Here is a 19,939-nt window from a genome sequence, read left to right on the forward strand (position 1 = left end):
TATTAAAATACATTATAGTATTTATTTCAACTATATTTCCACATTTAAATATAGTTTATTTGTATAGTGTACATGTATTTTGCTTAATACTCCCAAAATACAACTTTATATTTTCATCTTTTTCTATAATTGATTTCATAATTTCTCTAGCTATAGCTTCTCTTCCATTATTTTCAACTTTGTTTATAAATAGTACTCTTTCCCCTTTTGAGTTTTTAAATAGAGCTTTTTTATTTAATACAATCTTTACTAGATCAGATACATCTACACCTTTGTTTAATTTTTTATATAGATTGTTTTTATATCCTATTTGATCTATAAACTTATCTAATCTGTGTATATTCTCTTCATTTATCTTCATATTGTAAGAAGTGATATCTAATATAGCGATAGTTTTTGTGGTATTTTCATATACTATAGGTTCGTTGTCATTCCATCCCTTTAGTTTCTTTTTCTTTGATCCATCACCCTCAATTAAGATCAAATCAAATTTATCCTCAAGCTTTTTTAGATCTTTAAAATCGATTCCTACAATTTTATTGTCTTCATTAATACATTTTCCGCATACTGTAATACCTTTTACAAAATTTAAATTTGAAAGTTCCTCTTCAGAAATATCATCCAGTAAGATCATATTTTCATAGGAAGCTTCACACGGAACAAAAATTTTTGTAGTAGTAGTTAAAAGCACTCTAGATTTTTTTCTATATATTTGTGCTATCGAATCTATAAATGATGTCTTTCCCCCCGCCCCTACTACGGTTATTATTTCTTTTTTATCCATACTGTTTTTTATATCAATTAAACTATCTAAACTCATAAGCATCCCTCTGCTTTCCTCAATTAATTACAACATGTATTTATTAATTCATATTCACTTTTATATTATTATTATAATATTAAATTGACACCTCATCTCAATATTATAAATATTGTTCCATGCTTGAAGCAAATTGATTTGTAAATAAAAATTATACATATTCTGTTTATATATTAAAATACCCTAAAGGCATTAATTAAAATACTTTTAGGATATTTTTTAACTTTATAGTATTAATTTAACCATATAATTCGGATATAAAACTTAATAATCTATTCGCATAAGTCGGAGAATTAGTCTCATCCTCTATAACCCTATTTAGTAGAGTCATATTGTCAGTTATAATTCCATCTACATTTAGGAATATCATATTATTTATAACCTCTTCATCATTTACCGTCCACACAAAAACTTTTTTACCTAACTTGTGAGCTTTATCTACAAACCTACCTCCTATAGTAGTATATTCTACAGTAAAGAAATCTGCCCTAATGCTCGGCATACCCGCTAAATTATATGGAAGTATGTAACCTACATTTAGCTCAGGTGATTTCTCTTTTAATTCTGTTACAACTTTATAGTCTAATGACTGTACTATATGCTCATTTTCTAATATGTTAGCTTTATATCTTTTTATAAATAAATCTACAATATCATCACTAGTATATTTAGTTGTTTTAATTTCTATCAAAAGTTTTTGATTTTTTAGTTTTGCTTCTTTCAAGTAATCATCAAAGCTTGGTATCTTAGCTTCAAATCCATTCTCACGTATAGTTATTTCTTCAAGCTCTTTTAAAGTAAGCTTGGAGGTATTCGCTTTTAATCCAGCTAGTTTCTTTAGAGAATTGTCGTGCATAACTACGAATTTATGATCCTTAGTTTCTTGAATATCCATCTCTACATAGTCTGGACTGTGATCAACTATAGTATTTAATGAATCTAAAGTATTCTGAACACCATTTCTCAAGCTAACTCCCCTATGAGATATCGTCATAGGTTTTGATGTCAAAAGCCCCTGCATATAAGCAAAATTGAAATATAAAACACCAGCTATAGTTATAAGCACACTTATTCTAATCAATATATCGTTAATTTTTATTTTATTGTATTTATCTTTATGGTACTTAAGACTATTATTTGGTTGGCATTTAATCGCTTTACTTTTAAATAGAATTTCAAGTAACAGTTCAAAAAAGTAGACTGTTATATATGCTGTTAAAACGATTGCTATAAGCTGAATTAAAAGTAGAGACACTACTGCACTGTAAAGTGCTAAATCAGGTAAGTTATTGTCAAAAAATACTTGCATTTGGTAAAGTAAAAAAAATACTAAAATCACTGCAAATACAAAAACTACTACTACCGACATAAACCTAAAAATGATTTTAAGAATTTTACCTTTTGTGATATTCCAACTTTCAACTACTGCTGATTTTATAGTATTCTTTTTTAAAATCAAAAGTGGTAAAACTAATACCAATCTAATTGCAAGGTAGAACATAACGAAATAGAAAATAGCAAGTAGTGCTATATATACAAACTTTCCCTCAAATATGTAATCGATAATAAAATTTGGTATAGCGGCTTTTGATAACAATGCTGTTGAATACCCTAATCCGCTAAATGGAAGTATCAGTAAAAAATAAAATATAAAGAATACAAAAGATCCCGGCGAAACTTTACTAATTTGATCAACAGTTAATGCTACTATCCTCCCAATTTTTATATCTTTATCCATCCTTATGTAGTAAACACTTAAAAGTAAAAAAGTAAATTCTAGAAATACCGTTATTATCACTATAGAAAATACTGTTAATAACCCCAATAATGTTATAGGATGATTTAATAGTATATCTTTTATATTCGTATACGATATAAAAGATATCCCACTTATATCTAGTATAAATGTTGTAACACTTGAAAGTATCGGAATCAAAATTAGAAGTATTATTAAACTGGGTATAGATACTACTTCTAAATATCTGATTAAATTTTTAAAAAATAATTTTATATTTAACATTTTTAATACCTATCCCTCTTCATCCGAAATCTAGTACAGCCATTTCCCAGTGTTGAATTATACTGTCCAATCACTTCTATTGCATTTTGTATTCTTTTACTGTTTACCTTCAATTTATCACTCTCCCTACATTTCATAAAAAATAAAAAAGCCCACTCGATAAATATCGAGAAGTTGTATTTGTTCAATCCATAGTTTCTTTAAATATCTATTTGAAATAAAAAATCTCTTTAAGTTATACTACTACAAAATATAATAAAAATAAATAGAGGAGCTGTCTCAAAAATTTTTTTGATACAGCTCCTTTAATTCATCAGCTCTAGTCGATCGATATTTTATTAAACAATAACTTTTAACGTATCTAACTTTCTTCCTAGTGCCTTTGGCTTACATACTGATAAACATAGTCCGCAGTATCTACATTCTTTCTCATCTAACTCCATCTTGTCATTTAGCTTTCTAGCTTGATACGCACATACTTTTTCGCACATTCTACATCTCACACATTTATCTTCTACAAAAGTAAACTCAAAACTCTCTCTCTCGTTTACAGTTCCCATGTGTTTGTGGACTACCCCACGTGCGTTTTCAATACTTCCATAACCTAATCTATCTAAGTTTGCATTTAGATCTTTGTGGATTTTAGTTATTACTTCAGGTCCTTTTAATATAACTACCGAGCAGATTCCAACAAAGTCGGCACCAGCCATAATCATCTCTACAGCATCATCTCCGCTTACACATCCTCCAAGACCTATTATAGGTATACTTACCTTTTGTCGTATTTCATATATTTTATGAAGCGTTATTGGTTTTATAACATCTCCACTTAACCATCCAAATCCATCTCCACCTAAAAGAGGTCTTCCTGTCTCTATATCAATCCTAAAAGCAGGTCCCACAGAGTCACAAGCTGTTATAGCATCAGCTCCTGCTTCTTCTAATGATTTACATAGATTTGATATATCATCAGCCATTGGCGGCAGTTTAACTATTATGGGTATTTTTACTTTGCTTTTTGCATCTTTAAGCATCGGGATAAGATCGTTATAATCGTAAGAAACCAATTCTATAAAATTAGCTCCTGCTACTTCCACTTTTTTTACAAGCTCGCTACTTTCCTCAAGAGTGTGACCAATTGATGCTATACAAACAGTCCCATTTTCCTTCATCTTTGGAATCTCGTAATCTATCCATTGATCTGGCTCAAAGTCAGTCCATTTTTCATTATTTATTAGTGCATTATTTGTGTTTCTAACCATATGTGGAGCTGGATTTATAGCTCTTAATCTCCTTATAGTTTTAGTGACCACAGCACCAGCACCTGAATCGCTAAGTATCTTACATCCTTCAGCACTATATGTTAAAGGCCCTGATCCTATTATTAATGGTGATTTTAATTCTTTTCCTAAAAAATTATACATACTATGCCTCTTTTCCCATCTTATCGATATTTATTTATATAACTTAATTAAAACTTCCAGAAATCTTCCGCTACTTTTTTCATATCTTCTTCAACAGATTTTTTGTCTACACCAGATAATTCGTAATCCTTTAAAACCCTCTTTCCATTTATAAATACATTTGATACAAACTCTTTTCTTCCATGCACAACTATTTGATCATATATATTATCAAGGTTTATAGGTGTTTTGAATTTATTTTCTAAGACAATTACATCTGCTTTATTTCCAACTTTTATCTTTCCGGAGTCTTTTAAGTTTAAAACGTATGCTCCATGTTCAGTAGCCATTTGAAGTACGGTCTTTGCAGACATGACTGTCGTATCTTCTGCAACCGACTTATGTATTAAAAAAGCCCCTCTCATTACTTCAAAGAAATCATTAATATATCCATCGGTTCCAAGCGCGACTTTTATACCCTCATCTAGCATTTTCTGTACTGGCGAAAAACCTCCTCCTATTTCACAGTTACTCAGTGGCATATGAACTACCTTCGTTCCTCTTTCCTTTAATATCTCTATTTCTTCATCGTCAACTTTAACACATTGCGATACAAGTATATTTTCATCTAGAATATTTAAATCATTGTAGTACTTTACAGGTTTTGTTCCAAAGTATTTAGCTGTGTAATTTGGTTCGTAAGTACTTTCGGATAAGTGAAACTGCATTGGAGCGTCTAATACTAGAGCCATTTGTTTGGTTTTTTTTATAAAATCTGCTGAACATGTGAAGCTAGTGTGAGTACACATCATCCCTGAAATCAATTTACTATTTTCTTTGCTCCATCTTATAAGATCAGCATTTTCTTTTAAACACTTAAGTCCATTTTCACAATCTATCCTCTCACAGCTTTCAATGGATATTACTGCTTTCATTCCTAAGTTTTCTATAATTTTACCTTGTTCTATGAGAGTTCCTTCTTCTGTATTCGGAGCTTCTAGAGTGTCACATAAACCTATGACACCTGATTCAATTAGCTCAATTGCTGAAGTGACAGTAGTTGCCTTAACTTCCCTTAAACCTATTCTATTTTCTATAAATGGCCACCAATAGTCATTTAAAAAACCTTCAAAATCATTAAATTCAACATTGGCTGGAATTCCTCTAGATAGAACTCCATACTGGTGCATATGAGCATTTATAAATCCTGGCATTACCACTGCTTCTGATTTGTCAATAATCTCTACACCAGGATATTTACTTCTTAACTCCACATTTGGAATTATATCTTTTATAATCTCGTCTTCTATAACTACAGCGTGATCAGCGTATATATCATCTACAGAGGACATTAAGAACTTACTTTTTATTGCAATCATAAATGCTTACCCCCTATTTTTTATTCTTCATAGACATATATACTTTTTCAGCAGTTATTGGCAATTCCCTAATATTTACTCCTGCAGCATTGTATACTGCATTTGCTAGCGCTGGTGCTGGAGTGTGTATTACTATTTCTCCAAGCGATTTTGCTCCATAAGGGCCCGATGGCTCGTAATTATCTATAAACTCTACTTGTATATTTTTAACTTCTTTTTTAGTTGGGACTTTGTACTGAAGGAAACTAGTTGTTTGAAGATTCCCATCCTCATCATGTCTTGGCTCTTCATAGACCGCTAAACCGATCCCTTGAGTAACGCCACCTTCTACTTGTATCCTCGCAAGTGTCGGGTTCATAACCGCTCCACAGTCTACTGTACAAACGTAGTCTATTATTTCAAACTCACCTGTAGTTTTGTCTAGCTCTATCTCAACAAATCCCGCCAAGAAAGGTTTGGCACTCTCTTTTATTCCAAAACTTTCGGATGAATAAAGTACTTCTTGGTCTCCACCTCCAACTGATTCCCTTCCTAACTCTTCAAGAAGTACAAATTTATCAATTTCATTTATACTGCAAACTCTGTCTTCAAATAACATCAAGTCCTCTGTTGGAATTTCGAGTTTTTTGCTTGCTACTTTTAATATCTTTGCTTTTAAACTCTCCGCTGATTTTATTGTTGCACTTCCTGTTACATAAGTCGTACAAGATGCAAATGCACCTGTATCGTATGGACACATATCGGTATCCCCTGTATGAACAGATATTCTATCTAAAGTAGTATTTAATGCCTTAGCTGCTATTTGAGCTAATATAGTATCTGAACCAGTTCCGAGGTCTGACGATCCGGACATAAGTTTATACGTTCCATCTTCGTCCATTCTCATATTTACAATAGCCATATCAATCCCTGAGATACCAGATCCATGGGTTGCTATAGACATTCCTACCGCTCTAACTTTGTTATTTCCAATTTCTCTAATAGGATATTTTTCATCCCATCCTATCAATTCTTTACCTCTTTTGATACACTCATCCAGTTTACAGGTTCTAATCGGAAAGTTCATTATTCCTCCATCCGATTTATCCTTTATTATGTTCTTAAGTTTAAGATCTATTGGGTCCATTCCCAGTTCCTGAGCCAACTCATTTATAGCACTATCTAGAGCAAATGTACCTTGAGTAGCTCCATATCCTCTAAGTGCTCCACCTGGAACCAAATTTGTATATACAGTTCTTCCATCGAACTTTATTGCTGGCACATCGTTATAAGCAGGTAGAGTATTATGACCTGACTCTGAGCAAACAGAAGGGCCATTATCTCCATATGCTCCAGTATTATTTAACGCCCTAAGCTCTATACCTTTTATATTTCCTTCTTTATCTGAACCTAATTTTATATCAAAGAACATTTGATGTCTTGTATTTGTCATAGCAAAAGTTTCTTTTCTAGTGTATATAAGCTTTGCAGGCCTTTTAGTCATCCAAGTTACAAAAGAAGCATATATCTCAGTTACTGCTATATTTTTACCTCCGAATCCACCTCCGATTCTAGGTTTTATAACTCTTATTTGTGAGTGCTTTAAACCTATAGCTCTGGCTATTTGTCTCCTCATATGATAAGCTGACTGGTTGGCAGATATAACTACTAATCTAGCGTTTGCATCGATGTATGTATACGCCCTATGCGTCTCCATCATGCAGTGAGCTTGAGGCTGAGTTATATACGATCTCTCTATAACCACATCGCTGTTTTCAAACTCTTTATCTACATCACCCTTTGAAAATTTTTCTCTTGAAACTATATTCCTACTTGCGTCAAGTCCAAAGTCGAACGGAGAAAATAGATCGTCCTCAGTGTGAATTAATATCGGGTTATTTTCTGATTTAGTAGCATCCAATATCGGCTCTAACTTTTCGTATTCAACTTTAATAAGTTTCATTGCTTTTAAAGCCGATTCTTCATCTTCAGCTGCGATTATGGCTACTTCATCTCCTACATATCTGACTACATCTTCAAGAATTAGCTGATCATGGGGAGAAGCTTCTGGATAAGACTCCCCCACCATTGAATATCTATAATTGGGTACATCCTTGTACGTATATATATCTACTATACCTTCAACTTTAAGAGCTTTACTTACATCTATATTTTTAATTTTCGCAAATGCGTGAGGACTTCTCATTAATTTAACTGTAAGTACATCTTTATGCATTATAAGATCTTCAGTATATATAGGTTTACCAGTAACTATTGCCTCGCTATCAATTTTTCTTATCCCTTTATTTATCATCCTTATCACATCCAATACTCATATACATTCTTGTCACCAGTGCCTTAGCCATATCAGATCTATACTCTCTACTACCTCTTAAATTGCTGCCATACGACAACTCTTCTTTAACTAAATCCGATGCCTTTTCTATATCCTTTTCAATAGTTAGTACTTCACTGGCTTTCTTAGCTATTACTGCTTTTTGAGGTCTAGCACCTATTACAATTGTGTACTTTTCATCCTCACAGACTATAGCTCCATTTAATACTGGGAAATCACCTGTACATTTTCTTATACAATCGAATATTCCTTTAGCCTTTTTTTTCTTTAATATAACCTCTACAAGTATATCTTTCTCGTAGTCGCTTTCTAAAAACTCTTCTAAATCTAAAGTACCTCTTTTGTAAAGTTTAACCTTAGCTCCAACTGCCAGTAATGGGGGAATTAAATCAGAAAATCCATATTTTGAAAAAACACTACCACCAATCCTAGCTCCATTTCTGAACTGCACTCCCACTATATTAGATACTGCACATGAGATTATACCTCCACAGTAAGTCTTTATTAAGTTATCTTGTTCTAATTTTCTAAGGCTTACATCTGCACCTATAAGTATATTTTCATCGTCTTCATCTATATAGTCTAAATCTATATCTTTAAGATCAATTGCTGTCCCTATATTTTTACTGCCCAATTTTAGAAAACTACTTCCGCCTAGTACTACGTTGTTTCTTTTAGATGTTAATAATTCATAAGCTTCGTCTAAACTCGTTGGGACCACATACTCCTTTATGGTTACCATAATATCCCCCTCTTGTATGAATTTTTTATTTCTAATATCTTATTACTTATTATAGTTTAAGTAATTGTTATTTCACTGAATTTAGGTACCTGTGTATAGCTCTAAGTTGACCCTTATATCCAGTGCATCTACATAAATTTCCATTTAGATAATCTATAACTTCTTCTTCAGTAGGATTTTTTAACTCTATCTTCATAGCTAAAACCATCATTATAAATCCCGGAGCGCAGAATCCGCATTGATCTGCTCCCTCTTCTGCAAGAAAATCTCCGAATTCTTTTGCCTCTTTCTGCACCCCTTCTAGAGTTGTGATATTCTGACCATCTGCTCTAGCTGAAAGGAAATTGCATGATAGCTCTGCTTTATCATTTATCATTATTGTGCATAGGCCACATGATCCAGTGTCGCAACCTTTTTTAACACTCACATACCCGTTTTCTCTAAGTGTATCTGCTAAAAAGTCATCTGGATTAATATTTAATTCACTCTTTTTCCCATTTATAGTACATTTAATAATCAAATATATCACTCCAAATTCAGTATAGTAAATATAATTAACTCAAAATTTATTAGTAAAGGCTATTCCACTTGTGGCCTTCCATTCTATTTTTTATTGATCCTCTCTCACATAGTCTTTCAGCTGTATTTTGTGCGTCTCTAAGCACTCTCTCTTCATCTGTAGTAAGAATTTTTGAATCTTCCATTATTACATTTCCGTCTACTACTACTCCTTCGATATTCTTTAAGCTCGATGAGTAAACTAATGTAGAAACTGGATTGTGCATAGGTATAGCTTTAGGCGATAACATCGGATTGAATATAAGTAAATCTGCCTTCTTCCCAACTTCTAAAGATCCAATTTCATCGTCCATACCTATAGCCCTCGCACCGTCTATTGTCGCAAGTTCAAGAACTTTTTCTGCGGAAATAGCTAGAGGATTACATTTGTTAACCTTATGCTGAAGCGCTGTAAGCTTCATAAGTTCTAACATATCCTGTGAATTGTTGCTAGCAGCACCATCTACTCCCAAACTAACAGTGATACCTTTTTTAAGCATCTCTGGAACTGGAGCTACCCCTGAAGAAAGATACATATTACTTGCAGTGTTGTGAGATACTTTCATATCGTGTTTTTTAGTAAGTTCCATATCATCTTCAGTTAGGTATACACAATGAACCATAAGCACATTTGGCCCAAGTATTCCTAATTTTTCTAAAACATTTATATCATACTCTCCGTGAAGCTCTTTTGCCGCCTCTCTATCAAAAGGTGTTTCTGAAATGTGTACTGTAAATAGCGCATTATCGTACTCCTTAGTTATTCTCCATAGCATCTCTAACATATCTTGTGAGTTAGACCATATTGCCGCTGGTGCAACTCCAATTTTTATTCTTCCATTTTCTGAATTGTGGTGTTTCTCAAAAAGTCTTCTTACATCTCTTTCAACTGTCTCTACATCTTGCATTATTCCTGGATGAACTCCAAACTGTGCTCCAGTATTCATACATCCTCTTCCAAGTATCCCCCTTATTCCTAGTTCTTTATAGGCGTCTATTATCCCATCACATAAATTTTGCTTACTATGAGGATACATGTAATCAACCATAGTTGTTATTCCACTTCTAAGTCCTTCAACACATCCCAACATAGCTGCGTCGTAAGTATCTTTTGGCTCTAAATAGTTAGCTGCTGGGAATGTCATAGTTTCAAGCCAATCTTTTAAAACCATATCATCTCCCAATCCTTTTAACAGGGTCTGAAATAAGTGGTTGTGTGTATTTATAAATCCTGGGAATATAACCTTACCTTTTGCATCGATAACTTTTTTAGCATCGCAATATTTATCAACTATTTCCTCTGAACTTCCGATATCAAGTATTTTATTTCCTTCTATTGCTATTGCCCCATCAAATAGTACTTCTCTTTCTTTGTTTACAGTAACTACTATTGCATTTTTTATAAGAATATCGATCATCTTTTCACCTCATAAATTTATTTTATTTTGCTTTTGATGTAACATCAACATCAGACCTTTATTTATGAATTTTTTTATATTGTCGATAAGTGATCTCTGAGTGGAGATTTTTCATCTTGTGCTAAGTTTAACTCTTGTTTCTGCTTATTCCAGATTTCTAATCCGCACTTTGAAACCATTACAGCTTCAGCTACACCTTTTGAAAGTCTTACAACCGAATCCATTCCTACTTCATCTTCTTTTGCTCCTTTAGCTTTTTCGTCTTTACTCCATATTGTACCGCCTATATAACATCCACCAAGTCCACCAGTTACTAGCATTTCGTGCATTAGAAAAAAGTTTATTATTGGCAGTTTAGCGAGTTCTTCTCCGCCATATCTAGTTCCACCAGTTGTTATAGCAGCTCCTACTTTGTTTTGTAACTCTCCTGAGTGAACTAAGTACATCGGTCTTAATCTATTAAATACCGCTGTAAGTTGAGCTGTAATGCTCATATCATAAACTGGTGAAGCAACTATTATCCCATCAGCTTCAAGTATTTTCTTTTCTAGCTCTACTATATCGTCTTTTATGATACACATAGTTTTATTTCTAATACAGGCATCACAGTGAACACAAGGTCCAATTTTTTTACCTCTAACTGACCAATATTCTGTCTCTATTCCCGGTATCTTTTCAACCTCTTTTAAAGCTTCCATAAGTGCGTATTCCGTTGCACCTTTTCTTGGACTTCCACAAATTCCTAATATTTTAGCCATAATGTCTCCCCTTTTCATCTCTATATTATAATTTTTAAATTAATGATTTAGATTACTCAACATTTCTATAAGCCTTTAAGATTAATTATTATAGTTTTATTGGCAATGAATGAACTTCTATTCCAGTAGCATCTAGCACGGCATTAGCAACTGCTGGTGCTGATGGCACTACTGCACATTCACCTATACTCTTACCTCCATACGGTCCATCTTTTTCAAATCCATCTACAAAATGAATCCTTATGTCGGGCATTTCATTTGCTCTAAGCATTTTGTAAGATGTGAACTCATCATTTAAAGGAACTCCTTTTTCATCGAAATTTACTTCTTCACTAAGAGCGTATCCTAGACCCATATGAATTCCGCCCTCTAGCTGTCCTTGTAGATTCATAGGATTAATTACTGTTCCAACATCGTGGACTGCCACGAAATTTTCAACCTTTACTTTCTTAGTTTCTTTGTCTACTAGTACTTCTGCAAAGTGCACTCCATAGGATGTTATCCCCGCTGGAGATGAGAAGCTCTCTACAACAGATAGTTCTTTCAATGATTTACTTTGAGTAAATACCGCTACATCTGATAGAGTCTTGCTTTGATTTTTGTCTTCTTTATTTACAACTAAACCATCCTCAAGTATTAAATTCTCTTTTGGAACTTCCATTAATTTTTCTGCTTCTACTAATATCATCTCTCTTAATTTTTCAGCAGTCTTTTTAGCTCCTGCACCTTCTACAAACACGCCTCTACTCGCATAGTCCCCTAAGTTAAATGTACACGCATCTGTATCTGCTTCATAAGTCTCAACATCTTCTGGTCTTATACCTAAAACTTCTGAAACCATCATAGTCTGCATTGTAGCAACTCCATTACCCATATCGTGAACACCAGTGATAAGTGTTGCAGTTCCATCTTCGTTTAGCTTAAGAGTCAGAGTTATTACATCTCTATGAGCTCCAAAAACTCCGTTTCCGTGAGCACCTATGGCCATTCCGACTCCCCTGTAGTACTTTTCTTCTTCTTTAGGTAGTCTCTTTTTCTCATCCCATCCAAATAACTCTTTTCCTTTTTCAATACAGTCTAGTATTCTTGGATTTCCAAGAGGTGCGTTAAATCTTACATCTACACTATCAGGTTCAGCTGAATTCTTCTCTTGAACATAAGTTAAATCCAATCCTAAAGTCTTTGCTATTTTACCGATCTGTGCTTGCTGAGCCATAAATACTTGTGGAGATCCATAACCTCTCATAGCACCGGCTATAGGCGTATTTGTATAAACAGGAATCCCTTTAAATCTCATGTTAGGAATTTTGTATACTTTGTATACCTTGTGGCTTAGTGCACCCATAACATTAAGCGCACTCGATGCGTATGCACCTGTATTTGTGTATATTTCAATATTTTGCGCTAATATCTCTCCATCATTTTTAACACCAGTTTTTATTTTTACATAAGCACCATGACGAGTTCTTGTAGCTATAATAGATTCTTTTCTATTTAATACAAGCTTTACAGGTCTTTTTGTCATTATAGATAGTACTGCTGCCACTGGCTCTATCGTCATCTCAAGTTTTCCACCAAATGATCCGCCTATTGCCGGTCTTACAACTCTAATCTTGTGAAGTGGCATCTCAAATATCTGAGAAAGTATTATTCTAAATGCAAATGTATTTTGGCAAGGAGTATAAACTGTTAAATTGTGGTTGTAGTCATAGTGAGCAATTACTGAATGTGTTTCTATTGCACCATGGTGTATTGCAGGTACATTGTATTCATCTTCAAATACATTATCACATTCTTCAAAAGCTTCATCTACATTCCCCGCATCTATCTCCATTTCTGCGATTTTATTTGTTTTACCGTGAATTAAATCCGCACCTTCTTTTATTGCATCTTGTATAGTAAGCACTGCTGGCAACTCTTCGTACTCAACTTTTATTAGGTTCACAGCTTTTTCTGCCGCTTCAATTGTCTCGGCTGCAACAGCTGCAATCCTATCCCCTACATATCTAACAGTTTTATTAAACACTGCTTCATCTTTTGGTATATCGTGTTCAAAGAATCTAAGTGCTCCGTTGTATCTTATATTGGAAGAATTTAAATGTGTTGCCACTGCTCTTACACCTTCAACCTTTAAAGCTTCATCCACATCTATACTCTTTATCTTTGCATGTGCAACAGGACTTAGGAGCAATTTAGCGTGTAATACGTTTTGAGGTTTAAGGTCTGAAACGTATTTCAGTTGTCCTGTTACTTTTAGAGCTGCATCTTTCACAGGATAAGATTTACCTATAACTCTTTCCATATTACTTACCTCCTAACTTTCTAGCAGATAGCTTAACTGCTTCTATAATTTTTACATATCCAGTACAACGACAGAGATTTCCTTTGAAAGCTTCTCTAATTTCATCTTCATTAGGTGATTGATTTCTATTTAGAAGTCCCTGTGTTGTTATAATCATTCCCGGAGTACAGTAGCCACATTGAACTGCCCCCACTTCAATAAATGATTTCTGTATTGGATGAAGCTTATCTCCATCTGCAAATCCTTCAATTGTAACAATCTTTTTACCTTCAAAGTCTTTAGCAAGCGCTTTACAAGTTTTCCTATCAACACCGTCTATTAAAGCTTTACATGCTCCGCAACTACCGCTATTGCATCCTATTTTTGCCCCCGTTAAATTTAACTTTTCACGAAGTACATATAAAAGAGTTTCATTTTCTTCTATATATACATCGTAAATGTAATTATTTACATCTAATTTTATCTGTTTCATATTTAACCTCCTAAGAATAAATAAGCGCTTTTATGTAATTTACAAGTTGAAATATTAATTTAAATCTGTCTTAGAACAAGCTATTCCATGTATGGCCTTCCATCCTATTACTTATATCAGCTCTTTTACATAATTCTTCTGCTGCCTTTTGTGTATTTTTATATACTTTTTCTTCACTTTCAATTGTTTTAATGTCTCCATCTTCCATTATCATGTTTCCATCTACTATTACAGTTTCTATATTGTCCATAGTAGATGAGTAAACTAATGTAGATACTGGGTTGTGAAGTGGTATCGATTTTGGAGAAAGCATCGAATTAAACACTACTAAGTCTGCTTTTTTACCAATTTCAAGCGATCCTATTTCATCTTCCATTCTAAGAGTTCTAGCCCCTTCAATAGTTGCCATCTCTAAAACTTTTTCAGCTGATATGGCTAGTGGATCACATTTGTCTACTTTATGTTGAAGTGCTGTAAGTTTCATAAGCTCTACCATGTCCTGTGAGTTGTTACTAGCGGCGCCATCCAATCCTAAACTTACATTTATTTCAGCCTTTAACATTTCGGGAACCGGAGCCACACCTGATGCTAAATACATATTACTTGCAACATTATGTGAAACCTTGATGTTGTATTTTTTAAGAATTTCTATATCTTCATTATCAACGCATACACAGTGCACCGCTACAACTTCAGGACCTAATATATCCCACTTTTCAAGTAGTTTAATATCTATTTCTCCATGTATCTCTTTTGTTTTGTTTCTTGCAAAATCAGTTTCTGATAAGTGAACTGTAAAATATGAATCGTATTCTTTAACTATCTTCCACAACATTCTGCCCATTTCTTCTGATATAGCCCACATTGAAGAAGGTGCTACACATAGTTTGATTCTGCCATTATAAGAGTTATGATATTTATCGAATAATCTTCTAAGATCTTTTTCTACTGTTACTACATCTTCAATTAGTTCTTTGTGAATACCTAGATCTATACATCCTCTTCCTATTACACCTCTTATACCTAAATCTTGATAAGCTTTTATAATTCCATCTGTTAGACCAGCTCTATTGTGAGTGTGCATGTAGTCAACCATTGTAGTTATTCCACTCTTCAGTCCTTCTACACATCCGTGCATAGCTGCATCATAGGTGTCTTGTTCAGTTAAAAACTTAGCTGACGGGAACATCATGCTGTTTAACCACCCGTCTAATGCCATATCATCTCCAAGCCCCTTAAGAAGCACTTGGAAAAGATGGTTATGAGTGTTTATAAATCCTGGGAAGATTACTTTTCCATTTCCTCCTACTACCTTTTTAACTTCTGTATATTTTAATTCTAAATCTTTAGAATTTCCTATATCTAGTATTCTGTCGTCTTTTATTGCTATAGCTCCATCAAATAAAACCTCTCTATTTTTATTTACCGTAACAATTATTGCATTTTTTATAAGTATATCGATCACTTAAGTCCCCTCCATTTGAAATAAAATTTATTATTATAATACATTTCTTCAAATACTATCCGATTTTCTCCTTTGAAGCAGCTATTTCATCTTTACTAAATAACTTTAGTTTAAATACTGTTTGAAGAAGAATTGCTATAACAGCTCCTGATACTATATAAGAATTTCCTACTATTGTCTGTACAATATCTGGGAACTGATTTAATACCTGCGGGAATGTAGATACACCTATACTTACTGCTATAGAAACTCCAGCTATAAGGTTATTTTCTTCTGTAAATCCGTCTGAACCTATAATTGAGAATCCTGACATTGCTATAGATGAGAATACTACTATTGTAGCTCCACCTATCACACAGTTAGGAATTGTAGTCATAATAGCCCCTAAATATGGTGATACACCTGCTAGTAATAAAACTGCCGCACCTAAAGCTATTACATATCTACTTATCACTTTGTTCATTGAAACTATTACTGTGTTCTGGCTAAATACTCCAGTCGGTAATGCTGAGAAAACTGAAGATATTATTGATGATATTGAATTACCTAAAACTATTGAGGATAGTTCTTCATCTGTAACCGCTCTGTCCATTGCTCCCATTGTAACTATTGTAGTTGCGCCCATCATATCTACGATTCCTATTATATAAATTATAGTGAACATAACTATTAGTTCAGGTTTAAATTCTAATCCAAATGCTACTGGTGTCGGTAGAGATATAAAAGCTGCCCCTTGTACTGCAGAGAAATCAATTATTCCAGCTGCAAGAGAAACCGCATATCCTACTACAATTCCTATAAGTATTGATGAATTTTTTACTAATCCTTTTCCGAATTTATTGATCATAATTATTATAATCGCTACGAATCCACCAATTAAAAAGTTAATTGGGTTACCAAAGAGCTCAGTACCTTCACCGCCAGCCAAGTTTTTTATAGCTGTTGAGAAAAGTCCAATTCCCATACATGCAATGATAGTTCCCGAGATAACAGCCGTAAATATATGTCTAATCTTCTTGATAATAAATCCTATAAAGAAAACTATTACTCCTGCTGCAATTTGTGCTCCAAATAGTGCTGCAAGACCATGCTCTGCTGCTACTGAAATACATGCTCCTAAAAATACATAGCTCATACCCATCATCAGTGGAAGCCTTACTCCAATTTTATATCCTTTAAATAAAGGAATAGGATATAATTGTAAAAATGTTGCTAATCCCGCCGCCAACATAGATCCTTGTATAAGCATAGTTGACTGCGTTTGATTAAGTCCGACAACGTTTGCAATAAGAATTGCAGGAACCATATTTCCCACTATCATCGCTAGTAAATGTTGTAAAGCTAGTGGTACCGCTTCTTTTAAAGGTGGAATCCCATCTAAATCATACTTTGATGTGTTGTTTACTTTCATAAAATAAATCCTCCCATACATAAATATTTTTTAAATATTTTTATGCTTATGAACTTATTACACTTCCTTCTTCAATTCTTTAATTTTCGACTTCTTTGCTGATACCATTTCTGCCCTTTCCTTGGATTCTTGAGCTAAACTCTTCTCAGGTATTATTAAGTTTAGAGTAAATGCAACTATCGCAGCTATTACTATTGGCGATTCTCCAAATACCATCTGTACAAACTCAGGGAATAATACTTGTGCTTCTGGTACCGAAGTTATTCCCATTGCTAGGGCTATTGCCAGACCAACTATAGTTGTATTTCTTGATGATAACTCCTGAGTAAATATAAGTCTCATACCTGTCATCATAATCATACTGAAGATCGACATTGTAGCCCCACCTAAAACAGCATATGGAATAGTAGTCATAAGTGAACCAAATTTCGGTATAAATCCAGCTAATAGCATGAATATTCCAGCAATAGCGAATACATATTTACTTATAACCTTATTCATAGCTACAATCCCAACATTTTGACTGTATGCTGATGGTGGAAGTCCTCCAAATATTGATCCGAATATAGTTGCAATGCCAGAGCCTATAACTCCTCTTGATAGCTCTTTTCCTGTTATATCCCTATCCATTCCACTTATAGTTGTAGCTGATAGGTCTCCTATACTTTGAATTGCGTTTACAATACTTACTATTGCTACAGATAACACAACTGGTAGATCAAATTGTATCCCAAACGATAATGGTTTTGGCAGAGCCACCCATCCCGCTTCTTTGATAGGAGATAAATCAACCATTTCAAATACAAATGCAACAACATAACCAATCATAATTCCTAAAAATAGCGATGCTAACTTAGCGTATCCTTTTGCAAATTGATTTAATCCAATTACTACAAATAGTGTAAATGTAGCCAAAGCCCAGTTTGCTAATGATCCATAGTTGGCGTTACCAGTACCACCTGCAATATAATTTACACCTACTGGGAATAATGATAGGCCAATTGTAAGAACTACCGTGCCAGTAACAATGTTTGGAAATAATTTTCTTATTCTCTTAATACAGATACCAATTATTATTGTTACAATACCTGCTACAATCTGTGCACCAAATATACTAGCTATACCATATCCTTTTGCCACTGCCACTAATGTTGGTACATAGGTAAAACCAATACCGTAGATTATTGGTAAACCAGATCCAAATCCAAATGGCGGATATAGCTGAATTAGGGTAGCCACACCTGCTGTTATCAGTGCATATTGTACTAATAGCGTTATCTGATCTCCTGGTACACCCACTGCGCTCCCAACTACTATTGGAACGGTTACTGTACCAACTATCATAGCGAGTATATGTTGTAACGATAGCGGCAGACATTTTAACAAAGGCGGTTTTCCTTCAAGATCAAATACAGATTCATTTGTAACCTTGTTCTTTTCCAACTAAAATCACTCCTAACAATTTTATAAGGTCAATTTAAGTTTAGATATATGTTTTATGTCAATTGCCTTTGACTTAATTTAAAGCATAAATGATGCCAAATTTTTATTTTTTATATAAAATTAGTTTTATTTTTTCAAATAATCATCACGAAGTCTTATAAGTCTAATTCTAGACTTTGTTAATTATTTGTTAAAATTATTCAATTCTTTCCGAAAAACTCCTTTAAATAGTAAAAAAGTACTTTGAAATCGATTTCAAAGTACTTTTTCTAATATTTTTATAACAGTTTTTAAAATTGAGAAAAGAAAAATCTTATCCTTCAATTTTTCTATATAGCGTTGCTAAAGATATTCCTAGTTTTTTTGCAGCTAATTTTTTTGATTTAGTATCATTTCCGAAATGTTCAACTACCTTTTTTATGTACAATTTTTCAAATTCGTTAAGCGTTAGTATCTCTTGGCTGTTTGATATATCGCATATACCATCTACTAAAAACTTATTTTGTTTTTTATTCATTTTAAAGTATTCAATTATATTTCTATTAATTAGACCTTTGTGAATAACGCCATCGCTCTCAAGCAAATTAATAGCCAACTCAATAGCATTTTCAAGTTCTCGAATATTACCAGGCCACGGGTAGTGACTAAAAATATACTCTACTTCAGGGTCTATAGAAGTGACATTTTTCTTCAACTTTCTAGAGTATTTATCTATAAAATTATCAATCAGTATCTGTATATCTTCTCCCCTTTCTCTCAATGGGGGAACTTCTACTGGTATTACATTTAATCTATAGTATAAATCTTCTCTAAACTTTTTTTCTTCAACTAGTTTATATAAATCCTGATTAGTTGCAGATACAATTCTAACATCAATATCCAAAAGTTCATTTGAGCCTATTCTTGTAAATTTCTTTTCCTGAAGTACTCTTAAAAGTTTTGATTGAAGCTGAAGTGGCATATCACCTATTTCATCTAGAAAAACTACTCCGCCATTGGCTAGTTCAAATTTTCCTACTTTACCCTTAGCATCTGCACCACTAAATGCACCCTTTACATATCCAAACAGTTCACTCTCAAGGAGTGGCTCTGGTATAGCTGCACAGTTTAGAGCAACAAACATTTGATTTCCTCTATTGCCTGCTAGGTGTATTGCTCTAGCAATAAGCTCTTTTCCTGTACCGCTCTCTCCCATTATTGCAACTGTAGAATCGCTATTGCCTATTTTCTTTATTCGATTCTTTAGTGCAATCATTACATCAGATTCGCCAATTATAGAGTCAACTGTAGTAGTTCCCCAGACATTGTGTACTTTTATTCCTTCATAAATTGTTGAATCATCCTGTCTTAACAATTATACCAACTCCAAATTATTAAAATATATATCAATATATTATATCATATAAAAGCTAA

The 19,939-nt window shown here is 33.5% G+C and carries 15 protein-coding genes; all 15 read right to left on the reverse strand.

The genetic code is table 11. From position 1 onward, the window contains the following. Positions 1–55: 55 nt before the first annotated feature. Positions 56–820 (reverse strand): selenium cofactor biosynthesis protein YqeC, encoded by a 765-nt coding sequence (gene yqeC, locus J2Z43_RS02770; RefSeq protein ID WP_234925945.1) that lies wholly within the window; start codon positions 818–820, stop codon positions 56–58. 238 nt (positions 821–1,058) lie between these two features. After that, complete coding sequence (locus J2Z43_RS02775) at positions 1,059–2,840, reverse strand: glycerophosphodiester phosphodiesterase (protein ID WP_209455744.1); 1,782 nt, start codon at positions 2,838–2,840, stop codon at positions 1,059–1,061. Between the two features lie 338 nt (positions 2,841–3,178). Further along, a complete protein-coding gene (locus tag J2Z43_RS02780; protein WP_209455745.1) occupies positions 3,179–4,264 on the reverse strand; it encodes a dihydroorotate dehydrogenase in 1,086 nt (361 codons plus the stop codon). 47 nt (positions 4,265–4,311) lie between these two features. Beyond that, positions 4,312–5,622 carry an amidohydrolase family protein gene (locus J2Z43_RS02785; RefSeq protein ID WP_209455746.1) on the reverse strand — a complete coding sequence of 437 codons (1,311 nt, stop codon included), beginning with the start codon at positions 5,620–5,622 and terminating at the stop codon, positions 4,312–4,314. A gap of 13 nt (positions 5,623–5,635) precedes the next feature. After that, positions 5,636–7,915: a xanthine dehydrogenase family protein molybdopterin-binding subunit gene (locus tag J2Z43_RS02790; protein WP_209455747.1), complete on the reverse strand. Its 2,280-nt coding sequence runs from the start codon at positions 7,913–7,915 to the stop codon at positions 5,636–5,638. Continuing rightward, a complete protein-coding gene (locus J2Z43_RS02795; RefSeq protein WP_209455748.1) occupies positions 7,905–8,699 on the reverse strand; it encodes an FAD binding domain-containing protein in 795 nt (264 codons plus the stop codon). The genes J2Z43_RS02790 and J2Z43_RS02795 overlap by 11 nt, the downstream gene beginning before the upstream one ends. 67 nt (positions 8,700–8,766) lie before the next feature. Further along, positions 8,767–9,219, reverse strand: coding sequence for a (2Fe-2S)-binding protein (locus tag J2Z43_RS02800; protein ID WP_209455749.1), 453 nt, complete (start codon positions 9,217–9,219; stop codon positions 8,767–8,769). Between the two features lie 49 nt (positions 9,220–9,268). Beyond that, a complete protein-coding gene (locus J2Z43_RS02805) occupies positions 9,269–10,675 on the reverse strand; it encodes an amidohydrolase family protein (protein ID WP_209455750.1) in 1,407 nt (468 codons plus the stop codon). Between the two features lie 74 nt (positions 10,676–10,749). Next, positions 10,750–11,433 carry a flavodoxin family protein gene (locus tag J2Z43_RS02810; RefSeq protein WP_209455751.1) on the reverse strand — a complete coding sequence of 228 codons (684 nt, stop codon included), beginning with the start codon at positions 11,431–11,433 and terminating at the stop codon, positions 10,750–10,752. Between the two features lie 88 nt (positions 11,434–11,521). Further along, positions 11,522–13,735 carry a xanthine dehydrogenase family protein molybdopterin-binding subunit gene (locus tag J2Z43_RS02815; RefSeq protein WP_209455752.1) on the reverse strand — a complete coding sequence of 738 codons (2,214 nt, stop codon included), beginning with the start codon at positions 13,733–13,735 and terminating at the stop codon, positions 11,522–11,524. Position 13,736: 1 nt separating this feature from the next. Further along, complete coding sequence (locus J2Z43_RS02820; RefSeq protein WP_209455753.1) at positions 13,737–14,207, reverse strand: (2Fe-2S)-binding protein; 471 nt, start codon at positions 14,205–14,207, stop codon at positions 13,737–13,739. Between the two features lie 70 nt (positions 14,208–14,277). Further along, on the reverse strand, positions 14,278–15,672 hold the full coding sequence (locus J2Z43_RS02825) for an amidohydrolase family protein (RefSeq protein WP_209455754.1): 1,395 nt from the start codon (positions 15,670–15,672) through the stop codon (positions 14,278–14,280). A gap of 55 nt (positions 15,673–15,727) precedes the next feature. Next, entirely contained in the window at positions 15,728–17,083 is a 1,356-nt protein-coding gene (locus tag J2Z43_RS02830) for a uracil-xanthine permease family protein (RefSeq protein ID WP_209455755.1), read from the reverse strand. Positions 17,084–17,140: 57 nt separating this feature from the next. Further along, positions 17,141–18,526 carry a uracil-xanthine permease family protein gene (locus J2Z43_RS02835; protein ID WP_209455756.1) on the reverse strand — a complete coding sequence of 462 codons (1,386 nt, stop codon included), beginning with the start codon at positions 18,524–18,526 and terminating at the stop codon, positions 17,141–17,143. 313 nt (positions 18,527–18,839) lie between these two features. Further along, entirely contained in the window at positions 18,840–19,880 is a 1,041-nt protein-coding gene (locus J2Z43_RS02840; RefSeq protein ID WP_209455757.1) for a sigma-54 interaction domain-containing protein, read from the reverse strand. Positions 19,881–19,939: the final 59 nt, after the last annotated feature.

Origin of the sequence: Metaclostridioides mangenotii (genome assembly GCF_017873185.1) — a bacterium.
GTDB classification, from domain to species: domain Bacteria; phylum Bacillota; class Clostridia; order Peptostreptococcales; family Peptostreptococcaceae; genus Metaclostridioides; species Metaclostridioides mangenotii.

Bases quoted from the DNA above. Each gene is read 5' to 3' on its own strand.
- yqeC (WP_234925945.1), bottom strand. From the start codon at position 820: ATGAGTTTAGATAGTTTAATTGATATAAAAAACAGTATGGATAAAAAA.
- J2Z43_RS02775 (WP_209455744.1), bottom strand. From the start codon at position 2,840: ATGTTAAATATAAAATTATTTTTTAAAAATTTAATCAGATATTTAGAA.
- J2Z43_RS02780 (WP_209455745.1), bottom strand. From the start codon at position 4,264: ATGTATAATTTTTTAGGAAAAGAATTAAAATCACCATTAATAATAGGA.
- J2Z43_RS02785 (WP_209455746.1), bottom strand. From the start codon at position 5,622: ATGATTGCAATAAAAAGTAAGTTCTTAATGTCCTCTGTAGATGATATA.
- J2Z43_RS02790 (WP_209455747.1), bottom strand. From the start codon at position 7,915: ATGATAAATAAAGGGATAAGAAAAATTGATAGCGAGGCAATAGTTACT.
- J2Z43_RS02795 (WP_209455748.1), bottom strand. From the start codon at position 8,699: ATGGTAACCATAAAGGAGTATGTGGTCCCAACGAGTTTAGACGAAGCT.
- J2Z43_RS02805 (WP_209455750.1), bottom strand. From the start codon at position 10,675: ATGATCGATATTCTTATAAAAAATGCAATAGTAGTTACTGTAAACAAA.
- J2Z43_RS02810 (WP_209455751.1), bottom strand. From the start codon at position 11,433: ATGGCTAAAATATTAGGAATTTGTGGAAGTCCAAGAAAAGGTGCAACG.
- J2Z43_RS02815 (WP_209455752.1), bottom strand. From the start codon at position 13,735: ATGGAAAGAGTTATAGGTAAATCTTATCCTGTGAAAGATGCAGCTCTA.
- J2Z43_RS02820 (WP_209455753.1), bottom strand. From the start codon at position 14,207: ATGAAACAGATAAAATTAGATGTAAATAATTACATTTACGATGTATAT.
- J2Z43_RS02830 (WP_209455755.1), bottom strand. From the start codon at position 17,083: ATGAAAGTAAACAACACATCAAAGTATGATTTAGATGGGATTCCACCT.